This window comes from Burkholderia sp. Bp9090 (assembly GCF_003857985.1).
GTDB lineage: Bacteria > Pseudomonadota > Gammaproteobacteria > Burkholderiales > Burkholderiaceae > Burkholderia.
The window spans coordinates 1-20269 of record NZ_QTPV01000009.1 but is presented as its reverse complement, the minus strand read 5'-3'; the positions used below and the strand labels follow the sequence as shown (position 1 = coordinate 20269).

19 protein-coding genes are annotated in these 20269 nt (G+C 67.8%); 10 read left to right on the top strand and 9 right to left on the bottom strand.

Annotation, left to right across the window (positions count from 1 at the left end):
* The first annotated feature begins 72 nt into the window (after positions 1-72).
* On the top strand, positions 73-1380 hold the full coding sequence (locus DIE16_RS11070) for a solute carrier family 23 protein (RefSeq protein WP_124892285.1): 1308 nt from the start codon (positions 73-75) through the stop codon (positions 1378-1380).
* Positions 1381-2007: 627 nt separating this feature from the next.
* Here the strand turns inward: DIE16_RS11070 and DIE16_RS11065 are convergent.
* Positions 2008-2892 carry a transcriptional regulator GcvA gene (locus DIE16_RS11065; RefSeq protein ID WP_124892284.1) on the bottom strand — a complete coding sequence of 295 codons (885 nt, stop codon included), beginning with the start codon at positions 2890-2892 and terminating at the stop codon, positions 2008-2010.
* Between the two features lie 96 nt (positions 2893-2988).
* Here DIE16_RS11065 and DIE16_RS11060 point away from each other — a divergent pair, with 96 nt between their 5' ends.
* The 9 genes from DIE16_RS11060 (at position 2989) to DIE16_RS11020 (ending at position 10953) form a co-directional block, all read left to right on the top strand.
* Positions 2989-3600 (top strand): chromate transporter, encoded by a 612-nt coding sequence (locus tag DIE16_RS11060; RefSeq protein WP_124520522.1) that lies wholly within the window; start codon positions 2989-2991, stop codon positions 3598-3600.
* Positions 3600-4127 carry a chromate transporter gene (locus DIE16_RS11055; protein ID WP_044847886.1) on the top strand — a complete coding sequence of 176 codons (528 nt, stop codon included), beginning with the start codon at positions 3600-3602 and terminating at the stop codon, positions 4125-4127. Before DIE16_RS11060 ends, DIE16_RS11055 begins: the two co-directional genes overlap by 1 nt.
* Positions 4128-4185: 58 nt before the next feature.
* A complete protein-coding gene (locus tag DIE16_RS11050) occupies positions 4186-4968 on the top strand; it encodes a YoaK family protein (RefSeq protein ID WP_124892283.1) in 783 nt (260 codons plus the stop codon).
* A 360-nt stretch (positions 4969-5328) separates the two neighbouring features.
* Positions 5329-6450, top strand: a complete 1122-nt coding sequence (locus DIE16_RS11045; RefSeq protein ID WP_044847888.1) for a porin — start codon at positions 5329-5331, stop codon at positions 6448-6450.
* Between the two features lie 374 nt (positions 6451-6824).
* The gene (locus DIE16_RS11040) at positions 6825-7049 is read left to right on the top strand and encodes a hypothetical protein (protein ID WP_121861342.1); all 225 of its coding nucleotides are present in this window, start codon (positions 6825-6827) and stop codon (positions 7047-7049) included.
* A gap of 244 nt (positions 7050-7293) precedes the next feature.
* A complete protein-coding gene (gor, locus tag DIE16_RS11035; protein WP_124892282.1) occupies positions 7294-8649 on the top strand; it encodes a glutathione-disulfide reductase in 1356 nt (451 codons plus the stop codon).
* A gap of 451 nt (positions 8650-9100) precedes the next feature.
* Positions 9101-9772: a CsgG/HfaB family protein gene (locus DIE16_RS11030; RefSeq protein WP_185500359.1), complete on the top strand. Its 672-nt coding sequence runs from the start codon at positions 9101-9103 to the stop codon at positions 9770-9772.
* A 55-nt stretch (positions 9773-9827) separates the two neighbouring features.
* A complete protein-coding gene (locus DIE16_RS11025; protein ID WP_124520518.1) occupies positions 9828-10268 on the top strand; it encodes a DUF4810 domain-containing protein in 441 nt (146 codons plus the stop codon).
* 10 nt (positions 10269-10278) lie between these two features.
* On the top strand, positions 10279-10953 hold the full coding sequence (locus tag DIE16_RS11020; protein ID WP_044847891.1) for a DUF799 domain-containing protein: 675 nt from the start codon (positions 10279-10281) through the stop codon (positions 10951-10953).
* A 147-nt stretch (positions 10954-11100) separates the two neighbouring features.
* Here the strand turns inward: DIE16_RS11020 and DIE16_RS11015 are convergent, their stop codons facing one another.
* From DIE16_RS11015 to DIE16_RS10980, 8 genes are all read right to left on the bottom strand, one after another.
* Entirely contained in the window at positions 11101-12402 is a 1302-nt protein-coding gene (locus DIE16_RS11015) for an FAD-binding oxidoreductase (protein ID WP_124892281.1), read from the bottom strand.
* 25 nt (positions 12403-12427) lie between these two features.
* Positions 12428-13732 carry an FAD-binding oxidoreductase gene (locus DIE16_RS11010; protein WP_124892280.1) on the bottom strand — a complete coding sequence of 435 codons (1305 nt, stop codon included), beginning with the start codon at positions 13730-13732 and terminating at the stop codon, positions 12428-12430.
* Positions 13733-13844: 112 nt separating this feature from the next.
* A complete protein-coding gene (locus DIE16_RS11005) occupies positions 13845-15419 on the bottom strand; it encodes a DUF3138 family protein (RefSeq protein ID WP_124520515.1) in 1575 nt (524 codons plus the stop codon).
* A gap of 102 nt (positions 15420-15521) precedes the next feature.
* The gene (locus tag DIE16_RS11000; protein ID WP_044847895.1) at positions 15522-16361 is read right to left on the bottom strand and encodes an ABC transporter permease subunit; all 840 of its coding nucleotides are present in this window, start codon (positions 16359-16361) and stop codon (positions 15522-15524) included.
* Positions 16358-17344 (bottom strand): ABC transporter permease subunit, encoded by a 987-nt coding sequence (locus tag DIE16_RS10995; protein ID WP_044847898.1) that lies wholly within the window; start codon positions 17342-17344, stop codon positions 16358-16360. Before DIE16_RS10995 ends, DIE16_RS11000 begins: the two co-directional genes overlap by 4 nt.
* A gap of 10 nt (positions 17345-17354) precedes the next feature.
* Positions 17355-18509 carry an ABC transporter ATP-binding protein gene (locus tag DIE16_RS10990; RefSeq protein WP_124486635.1) on the bottom strand — a complete coding sequence of 385 codons (1155 nt, stop codon included), beginning with the start codon at positions 18507-18509 and terminating at the stop codon, positions 17355-17357.
* A 188-nt stretch (positions 18510-18697) separates the two neighbouring features.
* Complete coding sequence (locus DIE16_RS10985; protein WP_124486634.1) at positions 18698-19813, bottom strand: polyamine ABC transporter substrate-binding protein; 1116 nt, start codon at positions 19811-19813, stop codon at positions 18698-18700.
* Positions 19814-19875: 62 nt separating this feature from the next.
* On the bottom strand, positions 19876-20269 hold a 394-nt coding region (locus DIE16_RS10980), incomplete at its 5' end, for an aminotransferase class III-fold pyridoxal phosphate-dependent enzyme (RefSeq protein WP_124892279.1).

Genomic DNA, 20269 nt, shown 5'->3' with positions numbered 1-20269 from the left:
CCGTAAACTCGCGCCAGATTCCAGACCGGCGCACCGTCCCGCAGCCGGCGTTCGACAGGAGCCCTTTTCCCCATGTCCGATTCCTACTTCCCGCGCTGGCGGGTGCAACCGACCGGCGCGGTCTCGCGCGTGGTCGGCCCCGACGAACGCCTCGCGTGGCCGCAGATGGTCGCGATGGGCGTGCAGCACGTCGTCGCGATGTTCGGCTCGACCGTGCTCGCACCGCTGCTGATGGGCTTCGACCCGAACCTGTGCATCTTCATGTCGGGTATCGGCACGCTGCTGTTCTTCGTGCTGGTCGGCGGCCGCGTGCCGAGCTACCTCGGCTCGAGCTTCGCGTTCATCGGCCTCGTGATCGCGGTGACGGGCTACGGCGGCAGCGGCCCGAACCCGAACATCCCGGTCGCGCTCGGCGGGATCGTCGCGTGCGGTGTCGTGTACGTCGCGCTCGGGGCACTGGTGCAGGCCATCGGCACGCGCTGGATCGAGACGCTGATGCCGCCCGTCGTCACCGGCGCGGTGGTCGCGGTGATCGGGCTGAACCTCGCGCCGATCGCGGTCAAGGGCGTGTCGGCAGCGACCTTCGACTCGGTGATGGCGCTCGTCACGGTGCTGTGCGTCGGCGGCGTCGCGGTGTTCGCGCGCGGGATGATGCAGCGCCTGCTGATCCTCGTCGGGCTGGTGATCGCCTACGTGATCTATGCGATCGCGACCAACGGGATGGGCCTCGGCAAGCCGGTCGATTTCGCGATCGTCGCGCATGCCGCGTGGTTCGGCGTGCCGAGCTTCCGCGCGCCGGTGTTCGATCCGCACGCGATGCTGATGCTCGCGCCGGTCGCGGTGATCCTGGTCGCGGAGAACCTCGGCCACATCAAGGCCGTCAGCGCGATGACGGGCACCAACCTCGACCGCTACGTCGGTCGCGCGTTCATCGGCGACGGGCTCGCGACGATCGTGTCGGGCAGCGTCGGCGGCACCGGCGTGACCACCTATGCGGAGAACATCGGCGTGATGGCCGTCACGCGGATCTATTCGACGCTCGTGTTCGCTGTCGCCGCGCTGATCGCGATCGGGCTGGGCTTCTCGCCGAAGTTCGGCGCGGTGATCCAGACGATTCCGGGCCCGGTGCTCGGCGGCGTGTCGATCGTCGTGTTCGGGCTGATCGCGGTGACGGGCGCGCGGATCTGGGTCGTCAACAAGGTCGACTTCTCCGACAACCGCAACCTGATCGTCGCGGCCGTCACGCTGGTGCTCGGCGCCGGCGACTTCTCGCTGAAGATCGGCGGCTTCGGGCTCGGTGGGATCGGCACCGCGACGTTCGGCGCGATCATCCTGTACGCGATCCTGCGCAAGGAAAAGGAGCCGGGGCCGGTGGTGTGAGCCGCGGCGCCGGCGGCAATGCCCGCGCGAACGGTGCGCATGGTCGTCGTAGCGCGCGGGCTGCGGATTTCGATTACCGGATCACGGTGTCGTGACGTCGTGTGCTGGCGTGGACCGTGTTGGCACAGCGGATCTCGACGGTGCGAAGTCGTGCCGTCGGCATCAGCGGATGCGCAACAGCAGCAGTGATGCAGGACAGCAACCGTGTGACGGCCGATATGAGTTTCGACATGATTTCCCCCGACCCGCTGGATGAATGTTTGTCACCTGCATCGGGTCGTTCGCCCGTGCAGGTTTCGTGGTCTGCACGGCTCCCTCAGCAAGCAACGGGCCAGCACGCGGACTTCCGCGCAAACGGGGGCTCGGCGGGGGCCGCGTGACGCCGGTGCAACGCGGCGCACGCGAAAATGTTTCAGCGCTGAAACGCGCGGCGGTGGGCCGGTCGGCCGCATGCCAAGCCTGACGTCCGGTGGCGGGAGCGACGAGGAAACGCAGGGGCGCGCGACATCGATTCCGCAGGGGAATCGCGGGCGTTGCGCGCGGATCGGTTTCATTCCTGCAACGCGGACGGGGACGTGAGGTGGCACGCCGCGTTGTTTCGATCGGGTAGCGGCGACGCGGCGCGCGTCATCCGTTCGCATTCCCCAGCGCTTCCAGCCACGCGCAGAACTGCGCGACCAGCGGATCGTCGGCCGGCGTGCCCGGCGCGATCCACCAGTAGCTGCGTGTCGCGATGCGCGGCCCGTCGAGCGGCATCACCAGACGCCCGCTCGCGAGCTCGTCGTCGATCAGCGGCAGCGGGCCGAGCGCGACGCCCAGCCCGTCGACGGCCGCCTGCAGCGCCAGGTAGAAGTGGTCGAACGACTGCCGCTTGCGCCCCTTCATCGTCACGCCGGCCGCCGCGAACCAGTCGCGCCAGCCTTCCGGACGCGTGTCCGAATGCAGCAGCACGTGCCGCGCGAGATCGTCCGCGCGGGTGATCGGCGCGCGCTTGAGCAGCGCGGGGCTGCAGACCGGAATCACGCTTTCGTCGAGGAAGCGGCCGCTCGTGCAGTTCGGCCAGTGGCCGGGGCCGCGGCGGATCGCGACGTCGAAACCGTCGAGCGCATCGAGCGGCGCGTTCGACGTGGACAGCTTCAGCTCGACGTTCGGCACGTCGCGCTGGAACCGCGACAGGCGCGGCAGCAGCCATTTCATCGCGAAGGTCGGCAGCGCATTGATGCGCAGCACGCGCGCGGCCCCGGTGTTGCGCAGCTGCTCGGTGGCGAGCGCGATGCTGTCGAACGCGGCGCGGACGGTATCCAGATAGCGGCGGCCTTCGTCGGTGAGCTTCACGCGCTTGCCGTAGCGGTGGAACACCGGCTTGCCGAGCCACGCCTCGAACCCGGCGATCTGCCGGCTGATGGCACCATGAGTCACATGCAGCTCGTCGCCGGCGGCGCTGAAGCTTTCATGTCGTGCCGCTGCTTCAAAGGCCCGAAGCGCGGAAAAGGGCGGGAGATCGCGTGCCATGCTTGTGATTCTAGATCACAAGGACGCGCCGATAAAATCGTTTTGCCGGCGTGCCGCACGGCGGTAACCTCGGGGCATCGTTTGATGAGGAGCCCCATGCAATCCGTTTCTCCGTCGCCTGCCGCGCCTCCACGCCGTGTCGGCCTCGCCGAGCTGTTCACCGGCTTCCTGTCGCTCGGCCTGATGTCGTTCGGCGGCGCGCTGCCGTTCGCGCGGCGCACGATCGTCGACGACCGCAAATGGCTCACCGCCGACGAATTCACCGATCTGCTCGGGCTGTGCCAGTTCCTGCCGGGCGGCAACGTGATCAACCTGTCGGTCGCCGTCGGCATGCGCTTTCGCGGCGTCGCGGGCGCGTTCGCCGGCATTCTCGGGCTGATCGCGGGCCCGACGCTCGTGGTCGTCGGGCTCGGTGTGCTGTATGCGAAGACGCAGGGCGATCCGCGCGTGCAGCACCTGTTCGGCGGGCTCGCCGCCGCGGCAGCGGGCCTGCTCGTCGCGATGGCCGTGAAGGTCGCGAAGCCGCTGCTGCACGCGCCGCGCACCGCGGCCGGCATTGCGGCCCTCGCATTCGCCGCGATCGCGGTGCTGCGCATCCCGCTCCTGAGCGCGATGCTGGTGCTGACGCCCGTGAGCATCTGGCTCGCGTCGCGGCGCCGCGAGACGCCGGCACCGCAGCGCGCCGCCGTGCGCGACGGAGGCCGGTGATGAACGACACGCTGATCGCGATCGCGACGATCTTCAGCCAGCTGTCGCTGCTCGCATTCGGCGGCGGCAACACGATCCTGCCGGAGATGCAGCGGCAGGTCGTCGACGTGCACCACTGGATGAGCGCGCACGCGTTCACCGCGCTGTTCGCGCTCGCGCAGGCCGCGCCGGGGCCGAACATGATGATCGTGCCGCTGGTCGGCTGGCATGTGGCCGGCTGGGCCGGGCTGCTGGTCGCATCGATCGCGAAGTTCGGGCCGTCGTCGATCGTCACGGTGCTCGCGCTGCACGCGTGGGAGCGCTTTCGCGACCGGCCGTGGCGCCGCTACGTGCAACAGGGGCTGATGCCGGTCACGGCCGGGCTCGTCGCGGCCAGCGCGGTGCTGATCTCGGAAGCGTCGAACCGCACCGCGATCCAGTGGGGCATCACCGCCGCATGCGCGGTGCTCGCGTGGCGCACGCGCATCCATCCGCTGTGGCTGCTCGCGGCCGGCGCGCTGATCGGGCTCACCGGCATCGGCCAGTGAGCGGCGCACAACCGGCCTCCCGTGCGCGATACTGGCGCGACTCTTCACGGGAGGCCTGATGGATCTCGACGGCGCCAGCCGCAATCTCACCGTCGCCGCGCTGCTCACGCTGTCCGGCGGCTATCTCGACGCGTACACGTACGTCGGTCACGGCCACGTGTTCGCGAACACGATGACCGGCAACGTCGCGCTGCTCGGCATCAACGTGTCGGCCGGCGAATGGGCGGCCGCGCTGCATCACGTGCCGCCGCTCGGCGGTTTCGTGGTCGCGGTGTTCGTCGCGCACCTGCTCGGTCTCGCCGCGCAGCGCGGCTGGATGCGGCACACCGCGTTCGCGAGCCTGATCGTCGAGATCGCGTTTCTCGGCGTCGCCGCGAGCGGGCTCGTCGGCGCGTCGAGCGCGTGGCTGATTCCCGGAATCTCGTTCGTCGCGACGCTGCAGACGCTGTCGTTTACTCATCTCGAGGAACTGTCGTACACGTCGGTGATGACGACCGGCAACCTGCGGCGCGCCGCGCAGAAGCTGTTCGTCGGGCTGATTCCCCGTTACGACGCGGGCGCGCTGCACGATTCGGCGCTGCTCGCGACGATCAGCTTCTGCTTCCTGGCCGGCGCGGTGGTCGGCGGCCTCGTGACGCGGCTCATGCCGGACGTCGCGCTGTGGGGCGCCGTGTTGCTGCTCGCCGGTGCGTTCGCGGAGATCGTGCGGCGGGCGCGGCGGCGCGCGGGCGGTGGGCGTGACAGTGGCGATGGGGCGGCCGGCAACGGGGGCGCCGAAGTTCGCGGCAGCAACGGCAGTAACGGCAGCAACCCCGACGGCGGGACGCCGCGGCCGGCCTGACGCGCGCAGGGCCGCCGCCATGCGGCCCGCCGGTCCGCCGCGCGGCCGAATCACCGGCTCATCGCGCCACCCTCCGCCACGCTGCCCCAGCGCAAACCGGTTGCTCCGGCCGCGCCTTACAGCGCCGGCCTTCGTCCCGCCATCGCCGCGACCCGCATCCGTCGCGCGACAGGCAAGCCCGGCGCGGGAAACGTTGTTCCAGGGCGACAATCGCGCGCGACCGCGCGTTTCAATTTCTTTCGGCGTGCGCACTGGTCTTATGATTCAGCCCACATCGCGCGCGCCATGAGCGTCCGCGATCGCCACCCGGCTGCGCACGCGGCCGGCCATGAATGGAGACACCTACAAAAAGGAAAGCTCATGAAGCAGACCACCCGGCTCGCAGCCATCGCAGGGGGCGCGGTGCTGGCCTTCGCCAGCCAGTACGCAGCAGCACAAAGCTCGGTCACGCTGTGGGGCGTCGCCGACGTCAGCGTTCGCTACCTGACCAACGCGAACGCCAAGAACGACGGCCTGTTGTCGATGTCCAACGGCGCGATCACCAACAGCCGCTTCGGCATCTACGGCACGGAAGACCTCGGCAGCGGCCTGAAGGCCGTGTTCAAGCTCGAAAGCGGCGTGAACCTGCAGAACGGCGCATTCGCCGACAGCGGCCGCCTGTTCAACCGCGCGGCATACGTCGGCCTGGACAGCCCGTACGGCACGGTGACCCTCGGCCGCCAGAAGACGCCGCTGTTCGACCTGCTGTCGGACACCTACGATCCGCTGACGGTCGGCAACTACCTCGAAAATGCATGGCTGCCAGTCGCACTCGGCGGCGGCCTGTATGCGGACAACCAGATCAAGTACACGGGCACGTTCGCGGGCCTGACCGCGAAGGCGATGTACTCGACGGGCACCAACTACGAATCGACCGGCGCCGGCGGCTTCTCGGGCCAGATCCCGGGCTCGCTCGGCAAGGGCAACGCATGGGGCGTGTCGCTGTCGTACGTGACGGGTCCGCTCAGCATCGCGGCCGGCGCGCAGCAGAACAGCGACAACTCCGCACGCAAGCAGACGATCTACCACGCGAACGTCGTGTATGCGTTCAGCAAGGCGAAGATCTATGCGGGCTACCTGCGCTCGAAGGACGACACCGGTTTCGTCGACAGCCTGCTCGCGCAGCAGTCGATTCCGGTCGCGAAGGGCACGGGCCGGATCGACGACGGTCCGTTCGCGGGCGTGAGCTGGCAGGTCAGCACGCCGCTGACGCTGACGGGCGCGTTCTACTACGACCACATGCGCAACGCGATGACCGCGAACGGCACGCTCGCGAGCGGCAACCGCTACGCGATCGTCGGCATCGCCGAATACGCGCTCAGCAAGCGCACGGAAGTCTACGGCACGGTCGACTTCAACAAGACGAACGGCGCGGCGAACGTCGAGCTGCCGGGTCGCAGCAACCAGACCGGCATCGCGATCGGCCTGCGCAATATCTTCTGACGAAAATCGTCAACGCGTGCGCCGGCCCCGGTTCGGCGCGCATCGAAGAGGCTCCAGGAAGGAGCCTCTTTTTTTTCGCCACGCGCCTTCCTGCGCGCAGACGACCATTCAGCGATTGCTCCATCGGGAACGCGCCGCCCGTAAGGGTTCCGTCGGCATTCCAGAACATACTTTGACAGTGCGCGCGAAGCGATTCCGCTACGCTGCGTGCAGGGTCCGCCGCGTGCCGCAACGCACGCGCGGGCGTCGTTCCGGGGCGCGTTCGCGTGCGGCCGGTCTGGCGCGTAACTTGTGTATCCGGTGATGACAAACACGGTCCGCCGGTTTTTTTTCGTGGGACGATGCGCTCACGATTTTCTTGAAAGGGGATGACGATGGGTATCCTGAACACCGTGGGTGAAATCGCTGGCGCAGTGGCAGCCGTCGAGGCGGCGGAGAAGCTCGATCCGGATGCGGGCCTGCTGACCAAGGCGGCGGCGGCCGTCGCCGGCTTCAAGGGCGCCGAGGCGATCGAAGGCATGCTCGAGAAGAAGGAAGAGCAGCCGCAGCAGGCTGACGACACGCAGGCGACGGACGGCAGCGACACGTCGCAGGCCTGAGCAAGGCGGCTGGTCCCGCCGCGGGTGCGCCGTTCGCGCATCCGGGCGGACCGGTGCCGCGCGGCCGGCAGGCCGGGCATGTGGTCGATCGGTGACGCATGGCACACCCGGCAGCCGGTTTGACCGGCGAGAGGCAACGTCTCTCGCCGTTTTTTATGGCGCGCGCGTCCTGCGGCGCCACGTTCCGCACGAATTCCCGAATCTTGCTATCGTGCCGTCATCCGAACTGCGATGAGGGCTTGCGATGGATTTCGACTACGACCTGTTCGTCATCGGGGCCGGCTCCGGCGGCGTGAGGCTCGCCCGGGTGGCGGCGTCATACGGTGCGCGCGTCGGCATAGCGGAACAGGAGCAGATCGGCGGCACCTGCGTGCTGCGCGGCTGCATCCCGAAGAAGCTGCTCGTCTACGCATCGCACTATCCGCACGAACTCGAGGATGCGAAGGGCTTCGGCTGGACCTTCGGCGCCGGCACGCTCGACTGGTCCGCGCTGATCGCCGCGAAGGATCGCGAGATCAACCGGCTCAGCGACATCTACATCGACCTGCTGCGGCAATCCGGCGTCGCGATGCACGCAGGACGCGCGACCCTCGTCGACGCGCATACGGTCGCGATCGGCGAGCGCACCATCCGCGCGCGCCACATCGCGATCGCGACCGGCTCGCGGCCGGCGCTGCCGCACCGTCCCGGCATCGAGCATGCGATCACGTCGCGCGAGGCGCTGTCGCTCCCGGCGTGCCCCAAGCGCATCGCGGTGGTCGGCGGCGGCTATATCGCGGTCGAGTTCGCCGGCATCTTCAACGGCTTCGGCAGCCAGGTCGATCTGTTCTATCGCGGCGAGAAGATCCTGCGCGGCTTCGACGACGACGTGCGCCAGTTCCTCACCGACGAAATGACGAAGCAGGGCGTCGCGATCCACGCGCGCGCGGTGGTCGAATCGATCGCGCGCGCGGACGACGGCACGCTCTCCGTGCACGTCGGCGACGCGCAGCACGGGCCGTACGACGCGGTGCTCTATGCGACCGGCCGCGTGCCGAACGTCGAAGGGCTCGGCCTCGAGCGCGCGGGCGTCATGCTCGACGCGCGCGGCGCGATCGCGGTCGATGCGTATTCGGCGACGTCGGTGCCTTCGATCCATGCGCTCGGCGACGTCACGTCGCGGCCGCAGCTCACGCCGGTGGCGACGCGCGACGGCGCGCTGCTCGCGCGCACGCTGTTCGGCGGCGCGCGCGTCGCGGCCGATCACGATTACGTCCCGTCGGCCGTGTTCAGCCAGCCGGAGGTCGCGACGGTCGGCCTGACCGAGGCCGATGCGCGTCGCGTGCACGGTGAAGTCGACATCTACCGCACGTCCTTCAAGGCGCTGCGCCACACGCTGTCGGGCCGCAACGAGCGCACGCTGATGAAGCTGGTGGTCGCGCGCGACAGCCAGCGCGTGATCGGCGCGCACATGGTCGGCCGCGACGCGGGCGAGATCATCCAGGGCATCGCGATCGCGATTCGCGCGGGCGCGACGAAGGCGCAATTCGACGATACGATCGGCATTCACCCGACCGCGGCCGAGGAGTTCGTGACGATGCGGCAGAAGGTGGCCGACTGACCGCCAGCGGCGCGCCGGCTCGCGGGCCGGCGCGGGCGTCCCGCGCACGCTCCGCTGGCGTGTGACGCACCACGGATCCGCGGCGATTTGTAAAGATCGTCAATTCTTCTAAAGAAATCCCGTCTCGACAATCAGACTTGGTATGATCGGCCAAAATCATATACGGGGCCGATCATGCGCGATCAACAGCGCAGTAACCAGAATCACGCGGTAGCCGGCGCAAGCGGGGTCGTCGATCCATGCGCCGCGCGTTCGCGTCTCGCCGCAACACGTCCGTTGCGTGCACTTTCCCTTCGCATGCCGCCATCTCCATCGCCGTCCGGGCGATGAAGTCGCGCGCGCGCCGATGCGCGCCCCGGCCGCTTCGATCATCGCATCGACCGCCGGTTTGTCGGCAAGCCGGCGAGCCCGTTCCGGGCAATCTTTTCACGTAAGGAGACCCGCAGTGAACATTCAGACACGACGCACCGTTCTCGTGGCGGCGGCGCTCGTCGCGGCGCTGTCCGGCTGCGCGACCGAATCGTCGCGCACGCTCGACGTGCCGGCCGTGAGCAGCGCGCAGAAACCGTATGCGGGCAAGCCCGTCGCGATCGCGGTCGGCAAGTTCGACAACCGCTCGAGCTACATGCGCGGCATCTTCTCGGACGGCATCGACCGCCTCGGCGGACAGGCGAAGACGATCCTCGTCACGCGCCTGCAGCAGAGCCGCCGTTTCAACGTGCTCGATCGCGAGAACCTCGACGAGATCAAGCAGGAAGCCGGCTTCATGAAGAAGGCGCAGGCGGTGAAGGGCGCGAACTACGTCGTGACCGGCGACGTGACCGAGTTCGGCCGCAAGGACGTCGGCGATCACCAGCTGTTCGGTATTCTCGGCCGCGGCAAGACGCAGGTCGCGTATGCGAAGGTCAACCTGAACATCGTCGACACGACGACGTCGGAAGTCGTCGCGTCGAGCCAGGGCGCGGGCGAGTTCAGCCTGTCGAACCGCGAAGTGATCGGCTTCGGCGGCACGGCCGGTTACGACTCGACGCTCAACGGCAAGGTGCTGGACCTCGCGATCCAGGAAGCCGTGAATCATCTCGTCGACCAGGTCGACGCCGGCACGCTGAAGGCACCGCAATAGGCGCCGTGCGCAGTACGGGGCGACGAATCATTCACCAACCAGAAGAGACAAGACCATGAAACGGGGAATCTGGCTGCCGGCGACGGCGGCCGTCATGCTGCTCGCGGGCTGCGCGGCGCCGACCACGCCGCCGCTCTATCAATGGAACGGCTATCAGCCGCAGGTGTACGAATACTTCAAGGGGCAGAAGTCCCCGCAGGAGCAGATCGACGCGCTCGAAAAGGCGCTGCAGGAGATTCGCGCGAAGGGCAAGACGCCGCCGCCGGGCTTCCATGCGCATCTCGGGATGCTCTACGCGAGCGTCGGCAGCGAACAGCAGGCCGCGCAGGAATTCCAGGCCGAGAAGGCGCTCTTTCCGGAATCCGCGTCGTTCATGGATTTCCTGATGAAGAAGAAAGCCGGCGACGCGAAGGCCGCGAAGGCCGCGAATCCGTCGGCCGCCGGCCAGACGATCGCCGGCCAGAAGAATGCCGATCCGACTCCCGCCAAACAGTGACGTGCCTGCCATGATCAAGACACTTTCATTCAAGCTGCTGTCCGTGCTGTCGATCGTCGCGCTGTTGAGCGCGTGCGCGCAGCCCGTCAAACGCCCCGACTACACGGCCTTCAAGAAGAGCCAGCCGCGCTCGATCCTCGTGCTGCCGCCGCTCAACGAGACGACCGATGTCGGCGCGACCTACGGTGTGCTGTCGCAGATGACGCAGCCGCTGGCCGAGTCGGGCTACTACGTGGTGCCGGTCGCGGTGATGGACGAGACGTTCAAGCAGAACGGCCTCACGAACGCCGCGGAAATCCAGGGCACGTCGCCGGCGAAGCTGCGCGAAATCTTCGGTGCGGACGCCGCGCTGTACGCGAAGATCACGCAATACGGCTCCGTCTACCAGGTGGTGGACAGCACGACGGTGGTCGCGGCGTCGGCGAAGCTCGTCGACCTGAAGACCGGCGACGTGCTGTGGCAGGGCGAGGGCCGTGCGACCGGCAAGGAAGTCGGCAACAACATGAGCGTCAACGCGTTCGGGGTCGTCGGGATGCTGGTGCAGGCAGCCGTCAAGCAGGTCGCGCATTCGCTGACCGACGAAGCGCACGATGTGGCCGGCCTGACCAGCAGCAGGCTGCTGTCCGCGGGGCCGCCGAACGGGCTGCTGTACGGGCCGCGTTCGCCGAAGTACGGGACCGACTGACCGGCGCGCGGACCACGGCTTCGGCGCGTCGGGCAGGCGGGGCGCCTGCATGCCGTGCCGAAGCCGCGAGATTCGATGAAACGGCCGCGCTTGCGCGGCCGTTTTGCGTGGCCGGTACGTCGCGTGCGTCGTGTCGTGCGCCGCCGCTCAATGCATGCCGAACGCGTCGAGCAGCCGGTACCAGCTCATCGCGAGCACCAGCGCCGGCGTGCGCAGCGTCGCGCCGCCGGGGAAGTCGCGATGCCGGATCTTGCCGAACAGGTCGAAGCGGCTCGCCTGGCCGTCGATCGCCTCGGCGATCAGCTTGCCCGCGAGCGCGGTCGTGTTCACGCCGTGCCCCGAGAAACCCTGCGCGAAATACAGCGTCGGCGCGACGCGCCCGAAGTGCGGCGCGCGGTTCATCGTGATGTCGACGAAGCCGCCCCATGCGTAGTCGATCTTCACGTCCGCGAGCTGCGGGAACGTCTTCAGCATGTCCGCGCGCATCGCGTCGGCGAGATTGCGCGGCGGCCGCGTCGAATAGCTGACCTTGCCGCCCCACACGAGCCGCGTGTCGGGCGCCGGCCGGAAATAGTCGAGCACGAAGCGGCTGTCGCAGATCGCCGCGCGCGCGGGCATCAGCGCGGCGGCGCGCGCCGCGCCGAGCGGCTCGGTCGCGATCACGTAGGTGCCGACCGGCATGATCTTCTTCGACAGCGCGGGCGCGAGCGTGCCGACGTACGTGTTGCACGCGAGCACCACGAAGCGCGCGCGCACCTGCCCCTGGCCGGTCTCGACGACGTGGCCGCCCGACACGTCGCGCACGCGCGTCACGCAGCTGTCCTCGTGGATCCGCACGCCCGCGTCGGCGGCCGCGCGCGCGAGCCCGAGCGTGTAGTTCAGCGGATGCAGGTGGCCGCTGTCGGGGTCGTACAGGCCGCCGCGATAGCGCGCCGATTGCACGTAGTCGCCGAGTTCGTCCGCTTCGACGAAATGGAACCGTTCGTGGCCGAAGCGCTTCGCGGCCTCGTCGCGCCAGCGTTTCAGCGCATCCGCGTCGCGCTCGGTGTTCGCGGCGGTCAGGTAGCCGGGCACGAGCGCGCAGTCGATGTCGTGCTTCGCGATGCGCGACTTCACGAGCGACAGCGTTTCGAGCCCCATGTCCCAGATCCGCTTCACGTCGCCTTCCGGCATGAAGTTGCCGAACGTGTCGATGTCGCATGCAAAGCCGCCGATCAGCTGGCCGCCGTTGCGCCCGCTCGCCGCCCATCCGACCCGCGATGCCTCGAGCACGGTCACCGAATGGCCGCGCTCGGCGAGGTTGAGCGCGGCGGACAAGCCGGTGAGGCCCGCGCCGATCACGCACACGTCGGCGTCGGTCGCGCCGGCGAGCGGCGCATGGCGGGTCGTATCGTTGGCGGTCGCCGCGTAGTACGACGCGACGTGCGGCTGGTTGGCGAATGTCTGCATGTTCAGGAAAACGAATGAAGGGGACTCAGAACAGCTCGCGCACGCGGTGGTACAGCATCCCGAGTTCGAGCGCGGGCTGCCGCCATGCGTCGCCGCCGGGAAAGCGCCGGTGGCGCAGTTGCGCGAACAGGTCGAACGCGCGCGTGTCGCCCGCGATCGCGCCGGCGATCGCGCGTCCGGCGATGCCGGTCAGCGCCACGCCGTGCCCGCTGAAGCCCTGGACGTAGAAGAAGTTCGGATCGAGCGCGCCGAAGTCCGGCGCGCGGTTGCGCGTGACGTCGACGAAGCCGCCCCACGCGTGGTCCACGCGCACGTCGGCGAGCTGCGGGAACACGCCCACCATGCGCTGCCGGATCGTGTCGGCGAGCGTGTCGGGCGACGCGCCCGCGGAGTTCGCACGGCCGCCGAACAGCATCCGGTGGTCGGCCGACAGCCGGAAGTAGTCGAGGAAGAAGTTGTTGTCGCACACGGCTTCGCGCTGCGCGATCAGCGCGTCGGCGCGCGCGCGGCCGAGCGGTTCGGTTGCGATGATGTACGACGCGACCGGCGCGATGCGCGCGGCGGTCGCGGCCGGCAGGATGCCGCCGGGGCCCGCGTTGCAGCACGACACGACAAAGCGGCAGCGCACCTCGCCCGACGGCGTGCGCACGACCGGCCGGGCGCCGCGCACGACGTCGAGCGCGGGCGTGTGCGCGTGGAGCGCGACGCCTTCGCGGCGCGCGGCCTCGGCGAGGCCGAGGCAATACTTGAGCGGATGCAGGTGGCCCGACAGTGGGTCGTAGACGCCCGCCAGATAGCGCGGTGACGCGATGCGCGCGCGGATTTCGCCGGTGTCGAGCCACGACAGCGACGGATGGCCCCAGCGCGAACTCGCGGCATCCATCCAGGCGCGCAGGTCGCCGATGCGGCGCGGCTTCGTCGCGACCGTCAGGTAGCCGCGCGTGAAGTCGCAGTCGATGCCGTGGCGCGCGATCCGCTCGGCGATCAGCGCGACGCCGTCGAGCGACAGCGACCACGCGGCACGCGCACCGGCGGCGCCGAGATGCTGCTCGATCACCTCGTCTTTCGCGAAGCCCGTGATCGCCTGTCCGCCGTTGCGGCCCGATGCGCCCCAGCCGGGCCGATGCGCATCGATCACGGCGACCGACAGCCCGCGCGCACGGCAATCGAGCGCCGTCGACAGGCCCGCGAAGCCCGCACCGATCACGCACACGTCGACGTCGATCGCTTCCTCGAGCACGGGGTCGTCGGCCACGGGGCGCGTGGCGGTTGCTTCGTAGTACGAGTCGCGCGCGAGCGCGTCGGCGCGGCGGGTGAAAGACTGCGTCATCAAACCGACTCCGTCGAAGACGGCCGGCGCCGGTGCGCGACGCACCGCGATCCGGCCGGGTGAAACGATGCGGGACGCCATGCGCGCGGCACGGCGTCCCGCGCGGCCCGCATCAGAACGAATAGATGAACTGCGTCGCGAGCAGGTCGTTGGACTTGCCGTACGAACCGTCGTTGCGCAGGAACACCTTGTTGTTCGCCCAGTCGTGCCGGTATTCGACCTTCACGGTGATCTGCTGGGTCGGGTAGAACAGCAGGTCGAGCGCGACGTCCTGACGCACCGCGCCCTTGCACTCGAAGCCCAGGCCGCCGCCGGCCTTCGACTGCGCGAGGCAGTCCGCGTCGACGCCGAAGCCGTTGCTCGGATCCATCCCGTTGCCGTTCAGCGCGATGCCGCCGCCGCCGCCGCCGTTCTTCGAGTTGGCGAGCAGGTCGTAGCGCAGCGTCACGCCCATGCGGCCGACCACCGGCGCGTTGAACTTGCGGTGCGCGAGCAGCGACAGGCCGTACCACTGAGCGAGCCCGCCGTTGAACGCCGCATGCTGCTGCCGGCCGTAGTCGACTTCGGCGTTGTACTGAATGTCGGCGAGCGTGTAGGTCGCGTCGAGTTCGCCGAAGAAGAACGAACCGTAGGCGCTCGGTGCCGCGCCGCCCGGGCCGTAGTGGACGTTGCCCTGGTCGTCGATCGCGCTCGCCAGCGTCTGCCGCCCGATGTTGAACGAACCGCCGATGTCGAGCGCGCTCGACCACGTGTAGTCCGCGCGCGCGGTGAAGGTCGGCACCTTGTTGCTGGTGGAGATCGGGTCGCCGAGCGCGTTGGTGCCCGTCTGCGTGACCGAACCGTACGTGCGGTACTGCTCGTTGCCGAGGAAGAACTTCCACGCCCAGGCGCCCTTCGTGTAGTTCGCGCCGACACCGACGTAGCTGCCCGGATCCGAGAAATCGTACAGCAGGTTGTGCGTGAGCGTGAGCATCTGGTTCGACTGCTGCACCTCGTAGCCGCCGAAGCTCGGGATCAGGCCGGCGACCAGCGTCGTCTCGGCGGTGATCGGCACGTTGACGACCGCGGTGTTCAGCAGGTTGTCGGTGATCGAGCCGCGCGAGTTCTGCAGCAGCGTGATGCCGTTGCCGCGGTTCGGCATCAGCGTGATCTCCGCCGACGGCGCCATCGGGCCGACGCCGAAGGTCTTCTTGATGTCGAGGTAGAGATCGCCGAACGTGCTGTTGAAGTAGTTGTACGCGTTCTCGTGGTTCGCGAACAGGAACGACGACGTGCCGGCCGCGCGGTTGTAGATGTAGGTCGGGTCGATGTAGCCGGTGACCGACAGGCCCGCGAGCGGCCCGGTGTTGGCCGCGTCCGTCAGCGAGTCGACCTTCAGCTGCTGGTTCGCGATCTGCTGCTTCATTTCACTGACTTCGTCGTTGGTCAGCGTGGCTTGAGCCTTGCCGTAGTCCGGCGAGGACGGGTCGGCGGCCACGATCACCGGCTTAGCCGCGATCGTCGCGCCGGCCTGCGCGACCGGGGTGCCGCCCGGCTTCGCGGCGAGTTGCGCCTGCATGGCCTTCATCTGCTTCTGCAGCGCGGCGACCTGCGCCTGCAGTGCCTTGATTTCGGCGGAGGTCGAGTCGGCCAGCGCGATGCCGGGCAACGCGCCGGCCACCAGCAGGCAGATCAGTTTCTTCTTCATTGCGGATTCTCCTTGTCGTGCGCTTGGTCAATCTGTGATCGCCCCGCGCGCCGCTTCTCGCGGCGCGCGGGTCTTGTTATCGATGAAAAGGGAAGCAGGGCGTCAGGCCGCCGCGAACGCCGCCTTCATGTCGGCCACCCGGCGCCGTTCGCGCGCGATCATCATCTGGTTCACGACGATCACGCCGATCGTCACCGCGGTGATGAACAGCGTCGCCAGTGCGTTCATTTCCGGGTTCAGCCCGAGCCGCACGCGCGAGAACACCACCAGCGGCAGCGTGGTCGAGCCCGGCCCCGACAGGAACGCCGACAGAACCAGGTCGTCGATCGACAGCGTGAACGACAGCAGCCAGCCCGACAGCAGCGCCTGCGAGATCAGCGGCAACGTCACCACGAAGAACACCTTCAGCGGCGTCGCACCCAGGTCGAGCGCGGCTTCCTCCAGCGACTTGTTCATCTCCTTCACGCGCGACTGCACGATGATCGCCACGTACGACACGCACAGCATCACGTGGCCGATCCAGATCGTCACCATCCCGCGGCCCTTCGGCCAGCCGAACATCTGCTCCAGCGCAACGAACAGCAGCAGCAGCGAGATCCCCTGGATCACCTCCGGAATCACCAGCGGCGCGTTGATCATCCCCGTGTACAGCGTGAAGCCCTTGAAGCGGCCGAAGCGCGCGAGCACGAAGCCCGCCCACGTGCCGATCACGACCGACGCGGTGGCCGTCAGGAGGCCGATCTTCAGCGACAGCCACGCGGCGGTGAGCAGCTCGTCGTCCTGCCACAGCGCCGCGTACCACTTCAGCGAGAAGCCCGACCACACCGTCACCAGCTTCGACTCGTTGAACGAGTACACGACCAGGCTGATGATCGGGATGTACAGGAACAGGAAGCCGAAGGCGAGGACGCCCGTCGACAGCGGTTTGCTCGGCTTGATCATTTCGCTTCCTCCAGTTCCTTGACCTGGTAGTACTGGAACAGCGCCATCGGCACCAGCAACAGCAGCACCATCGCGACCGTCACCGCGGACGCCATCGGCCAGTCCATGTTGTTGAAGAATTCATCCCACATCACGCGGCCGATCATCAGCGTGTCGGCGCCGCCGAGCAGTTCCGGAATCACGTACTCGCCGACTGCCGGGATGAACACCAGCAGGCTGCCGGCGATGATCCCGTTCTTCGACAGCGGCAGCGTGATGCGCGTGAACGCGACCCACGGCTTCGCGCCGAGGTCGTAGGCGGCCTCGAGCAGCGTGAGGTCCATCTTCACGAGGTGCGCGTAGAGCGGCATCACCATGAACGGCAGGTACGAATAGACCATCCCGATGTAGACGCCCGCGTCGCTGTGATAGAGGCGCAGCGGCGTGTGGATGATGCCGAGCGCGATCAGCGTGTGGTTCAGGAGGCCGTCATCCTTCAGGATTCCGATCCATGCGTACACGCGGATCAGGAACGACGTCCAGAACGGCAGCATCACGGCCATCATCAGCACGTTACGGCGGCCCGGCTCCGAGCGTGCGATGTAGTACGCCATCGGGAATCCGATCAACAGGCACAGCAGCGTCGACACGGCGGCCATCTTCAGCGAGCTGAGATAGGTCGCGATGTACAGGTCGTCCTGCAGCAGGAACGCGTAGTGCGACAGCTGCAGCGCGAAGTGCACGACGCCGTCCTTGATCTCGACGAGCGACGTGTACGGCGGGATCCCCATCACCTGGTCGGCGAAGCTGATCTTGAACACCAGCACGAACGGCAGCGCGAAGAAGATCACGAGCCACAGGAACGGCACGCCGATCGCGACGCCGCGGCCGGACGGCAGGAAGCGCGACAGCGCGGCGAAGCGGCTGCGGCGCTTCGAAGCCTGTGTCGTTGCGGCGGCACCGGTCGAAACCGGCGCGGACGGAGTGGAGGCGGAAGTTCTCATCATGTCGTCCTCACTGCGTCAGCACGACGCCGCTGGCCGGCGACCACGACACGAACACGTCGTCGTTCCACGCCGGCGCGCTGTCGTGCATCAGGTGCGAACTCGACAGGTTCGACACGACCGTCTTGCCGCTCGGCAAACGCACGTGATACAGCGAGTAGGCGCCCATGTACGCGATGTCGGTCACCACGCCGCGCGCCCAGTTGTGATGCGAGCCCGGCTTCTCGCGCGATACGTGCACGCGCTCCGGCCGCACCGAGATGCCGACCGGCATCCCGAGCGGGCCGGTCACGCCGTGGCTCACGTACATGCGTGCCTCGAGGTCGTCGCTTTCGACGAAGATGTGATCGGGTTCGTCCTCGACCACCCGGCCTTCGAACAGGTTCGTCGAGCCGATGAACTCGGCCGAGAAGCGGCTGTTCGGGTATTCGTACACTTCGCCCGGCGTGCCGATCTGCACGATCTTGCCTTCGCTCATCACCGCGAGGCGGCTCGCCATCGTCATCGCCTCTTCCTGGTCGTGCGTGACCATCACGCAGGTCACGTCGACCTTCTCGATGATGTTCACCAGTTCGAGCTGGGTCTTCTGGCGGATCTTCTTGTCGAGCGCGGACATCGGCTCGTCGAGCAGCAGCAGCTTCGGGCGCTTCACCAGCGAGCGCGCGAGCGCGACGCGCTGCTGCTGGCCGCCGGACAGCTGGTGCGGCTTGCGCTTCGCGTACTTGCTCATCTGCACCAGCGCGAGCGCGTCGGCCACGCGTTCCTTGATCTCGTTTTTCGGCGTGCCTTCCTGCTTCAGCCCGAACGCGACGTTCGACTCGACCGACATGTGCGGGAACAGCGCATACGACTGGAACATCATGTTGACCGGGCGGCGGTACGGCGGCAGCGACGCGAGGTCCTCGCCGTCGACGAAGATCTTGCCGGAGGTCGCCGTCTCGAGCCCGGCGAGCATGCGCAACAGCGTCGACTTGCCGCAGCCGGAGCTGCCGAGCAGCGCGAACAGCTCGTTCTTCGCGATCGTCAGGTTCACGTTGTCGACGGCCGTGCTGTCGCCGAACTTCTTCACGACGTTTTCGATGCGCACGAACGCATCGTTCTTCGTGCGGGCCGCGGCGGCCGGTTGGGTGTGGCGTGCGGCAGCGGAAGAGGGTATCGATTGCATGGGAGTCACCATTCGTTCTTCACGGATTGCAGGCGTGAGCGTTCCCGCGCGAGGCGTACAACGCGACTCGCGGACAACGGCTCGTGCCGGATGGAACAGCGCGCGGTGCGCGCGGGCGGACGAAGCGTCCGCGGATCTCTGGCGGGCAGGCGTTCAGCCGATGCCTGCGCCGCCGTGATGGTTCGTGATCAGTGGCCCGTCTTCAGCTGCGCCCACAGACGGTTCTCGAGGCGCAGGATGTCGGCCGGCATCGGCTTCATCAGCACCATCTTCTTCAGCACGTCCTCGGGCGGATAGACGGTCGGATCCTGCGCGACGGCCGGCGTGACGAACGGGTGCGCTGCCTTGTTCGCGGTCGGGTAGAACACCGTGTTGGTGATCGCCGCGTTGACCTTCGGGTCGGACACGTAGTTGATCCACTTCAGCGCGGCCTCGGGGTGCGGTGCATCCTTCGGGATCACCATCACGTCGAACCACAGCAGGCCGCCTTCCTTCGGGTTCGAGAACTTGATGTCGTACGGGCGCTTCGCCTCCGACGAGCGGCGGTGCGCGATGCCGACGTCGCCCGACCAGCCGAGCACGACGCACACGTCGTTGTTCGCGAGGTCGTTGATGTAGCCGGACGAGTTGAACTGGGTGATGTACGGGCGGACTTTCTTCAGGACTTCGAACGCAGCCTGGTAGTCGCCGGGGTTCTTGCTGTTCGGATCCTTGCCCATGTACTGCAGCGTGGCCGCGAACACGTCGACGGCCTGGTCGAGGAACGACACGCCGCAGCTCTTCAGCTTTTCCATGTTGGCCGGGTCGAACACCAGCGCCCAGCTGTCGACGGGCGCCTTGTCGCCGAGCGCCTTCTTCACCGCCTGCGCGTTGTAGCCGATGCCGTCGGTGCCGTAGGCCCAGGGAACGCCGTACTGGTTGCCCGGATCGGCGTCCGAGATCATCTTCATCAGCAGCGGGTCGAGGTTCGCGAGGTTCGGGATCTTCGACTTGTCGAGCTTCTGGTACACGCCGGCCTGGATCTGCTTGGCCATGTAGTTCGAGGTCGGCACGACGATGTCGTAGCCCGAGCTGCCCGCCAGCAGCTTCGCCTGCAGCGTGTCGTCGCTGTCGTAGTTGTCGTACTTGACGTGGATGCCCGTCTGCTTCTGGAAGTTCGGGATCGTGTCGGGTGCGATGTAGTCGGACCAGTTGTAGACGTTCAGCTCGTCGGCATGCGCCGACGGGCTGGCGACCGACGTGAACGCGGCCACCGCGGCAAGGGCCGCGATGGAACAGGCTTGGCGAAGAAAGCAGGCACGCATGGTGGAATTCCCCTGGGTTATGGCGGCGCGCGGCACCCGCCGCACGCCTGTAGGCAAAGTCGTTACGAAAGGCCCAGTTGCTGGGCGGTCGCATCGACGGCCTTCTTCGCCTTCGATACGAGTTCATCGATTTCCTGACGCGAAATCACGAGCGGCGGCGACAGCAGCATCCGGTCGCCGGTCGCGCGCATGATCAGGTTGCCGTTGAAGCAGAAGTCGCGGCAGATCGTGCCGATCTCGCCGCCGTTCGCGAAGCGGCGGCGTTCGGCCGGCGACTCGGCGAGCTGCAGGCTCGCGACCATCCCGTGGCCGTGCACTTCGCCGACGATCGGGTGACGCGCGAAGGTTTCGCGCATCAGCGCCTGGAAGTACGGGCCCGTGTCGTGCTTCACGCGCTCGACGATCCCTTCGTCGCGCAGCAGCTTCAGGTTCGCGACCGCCACCGCCGCCGCGACC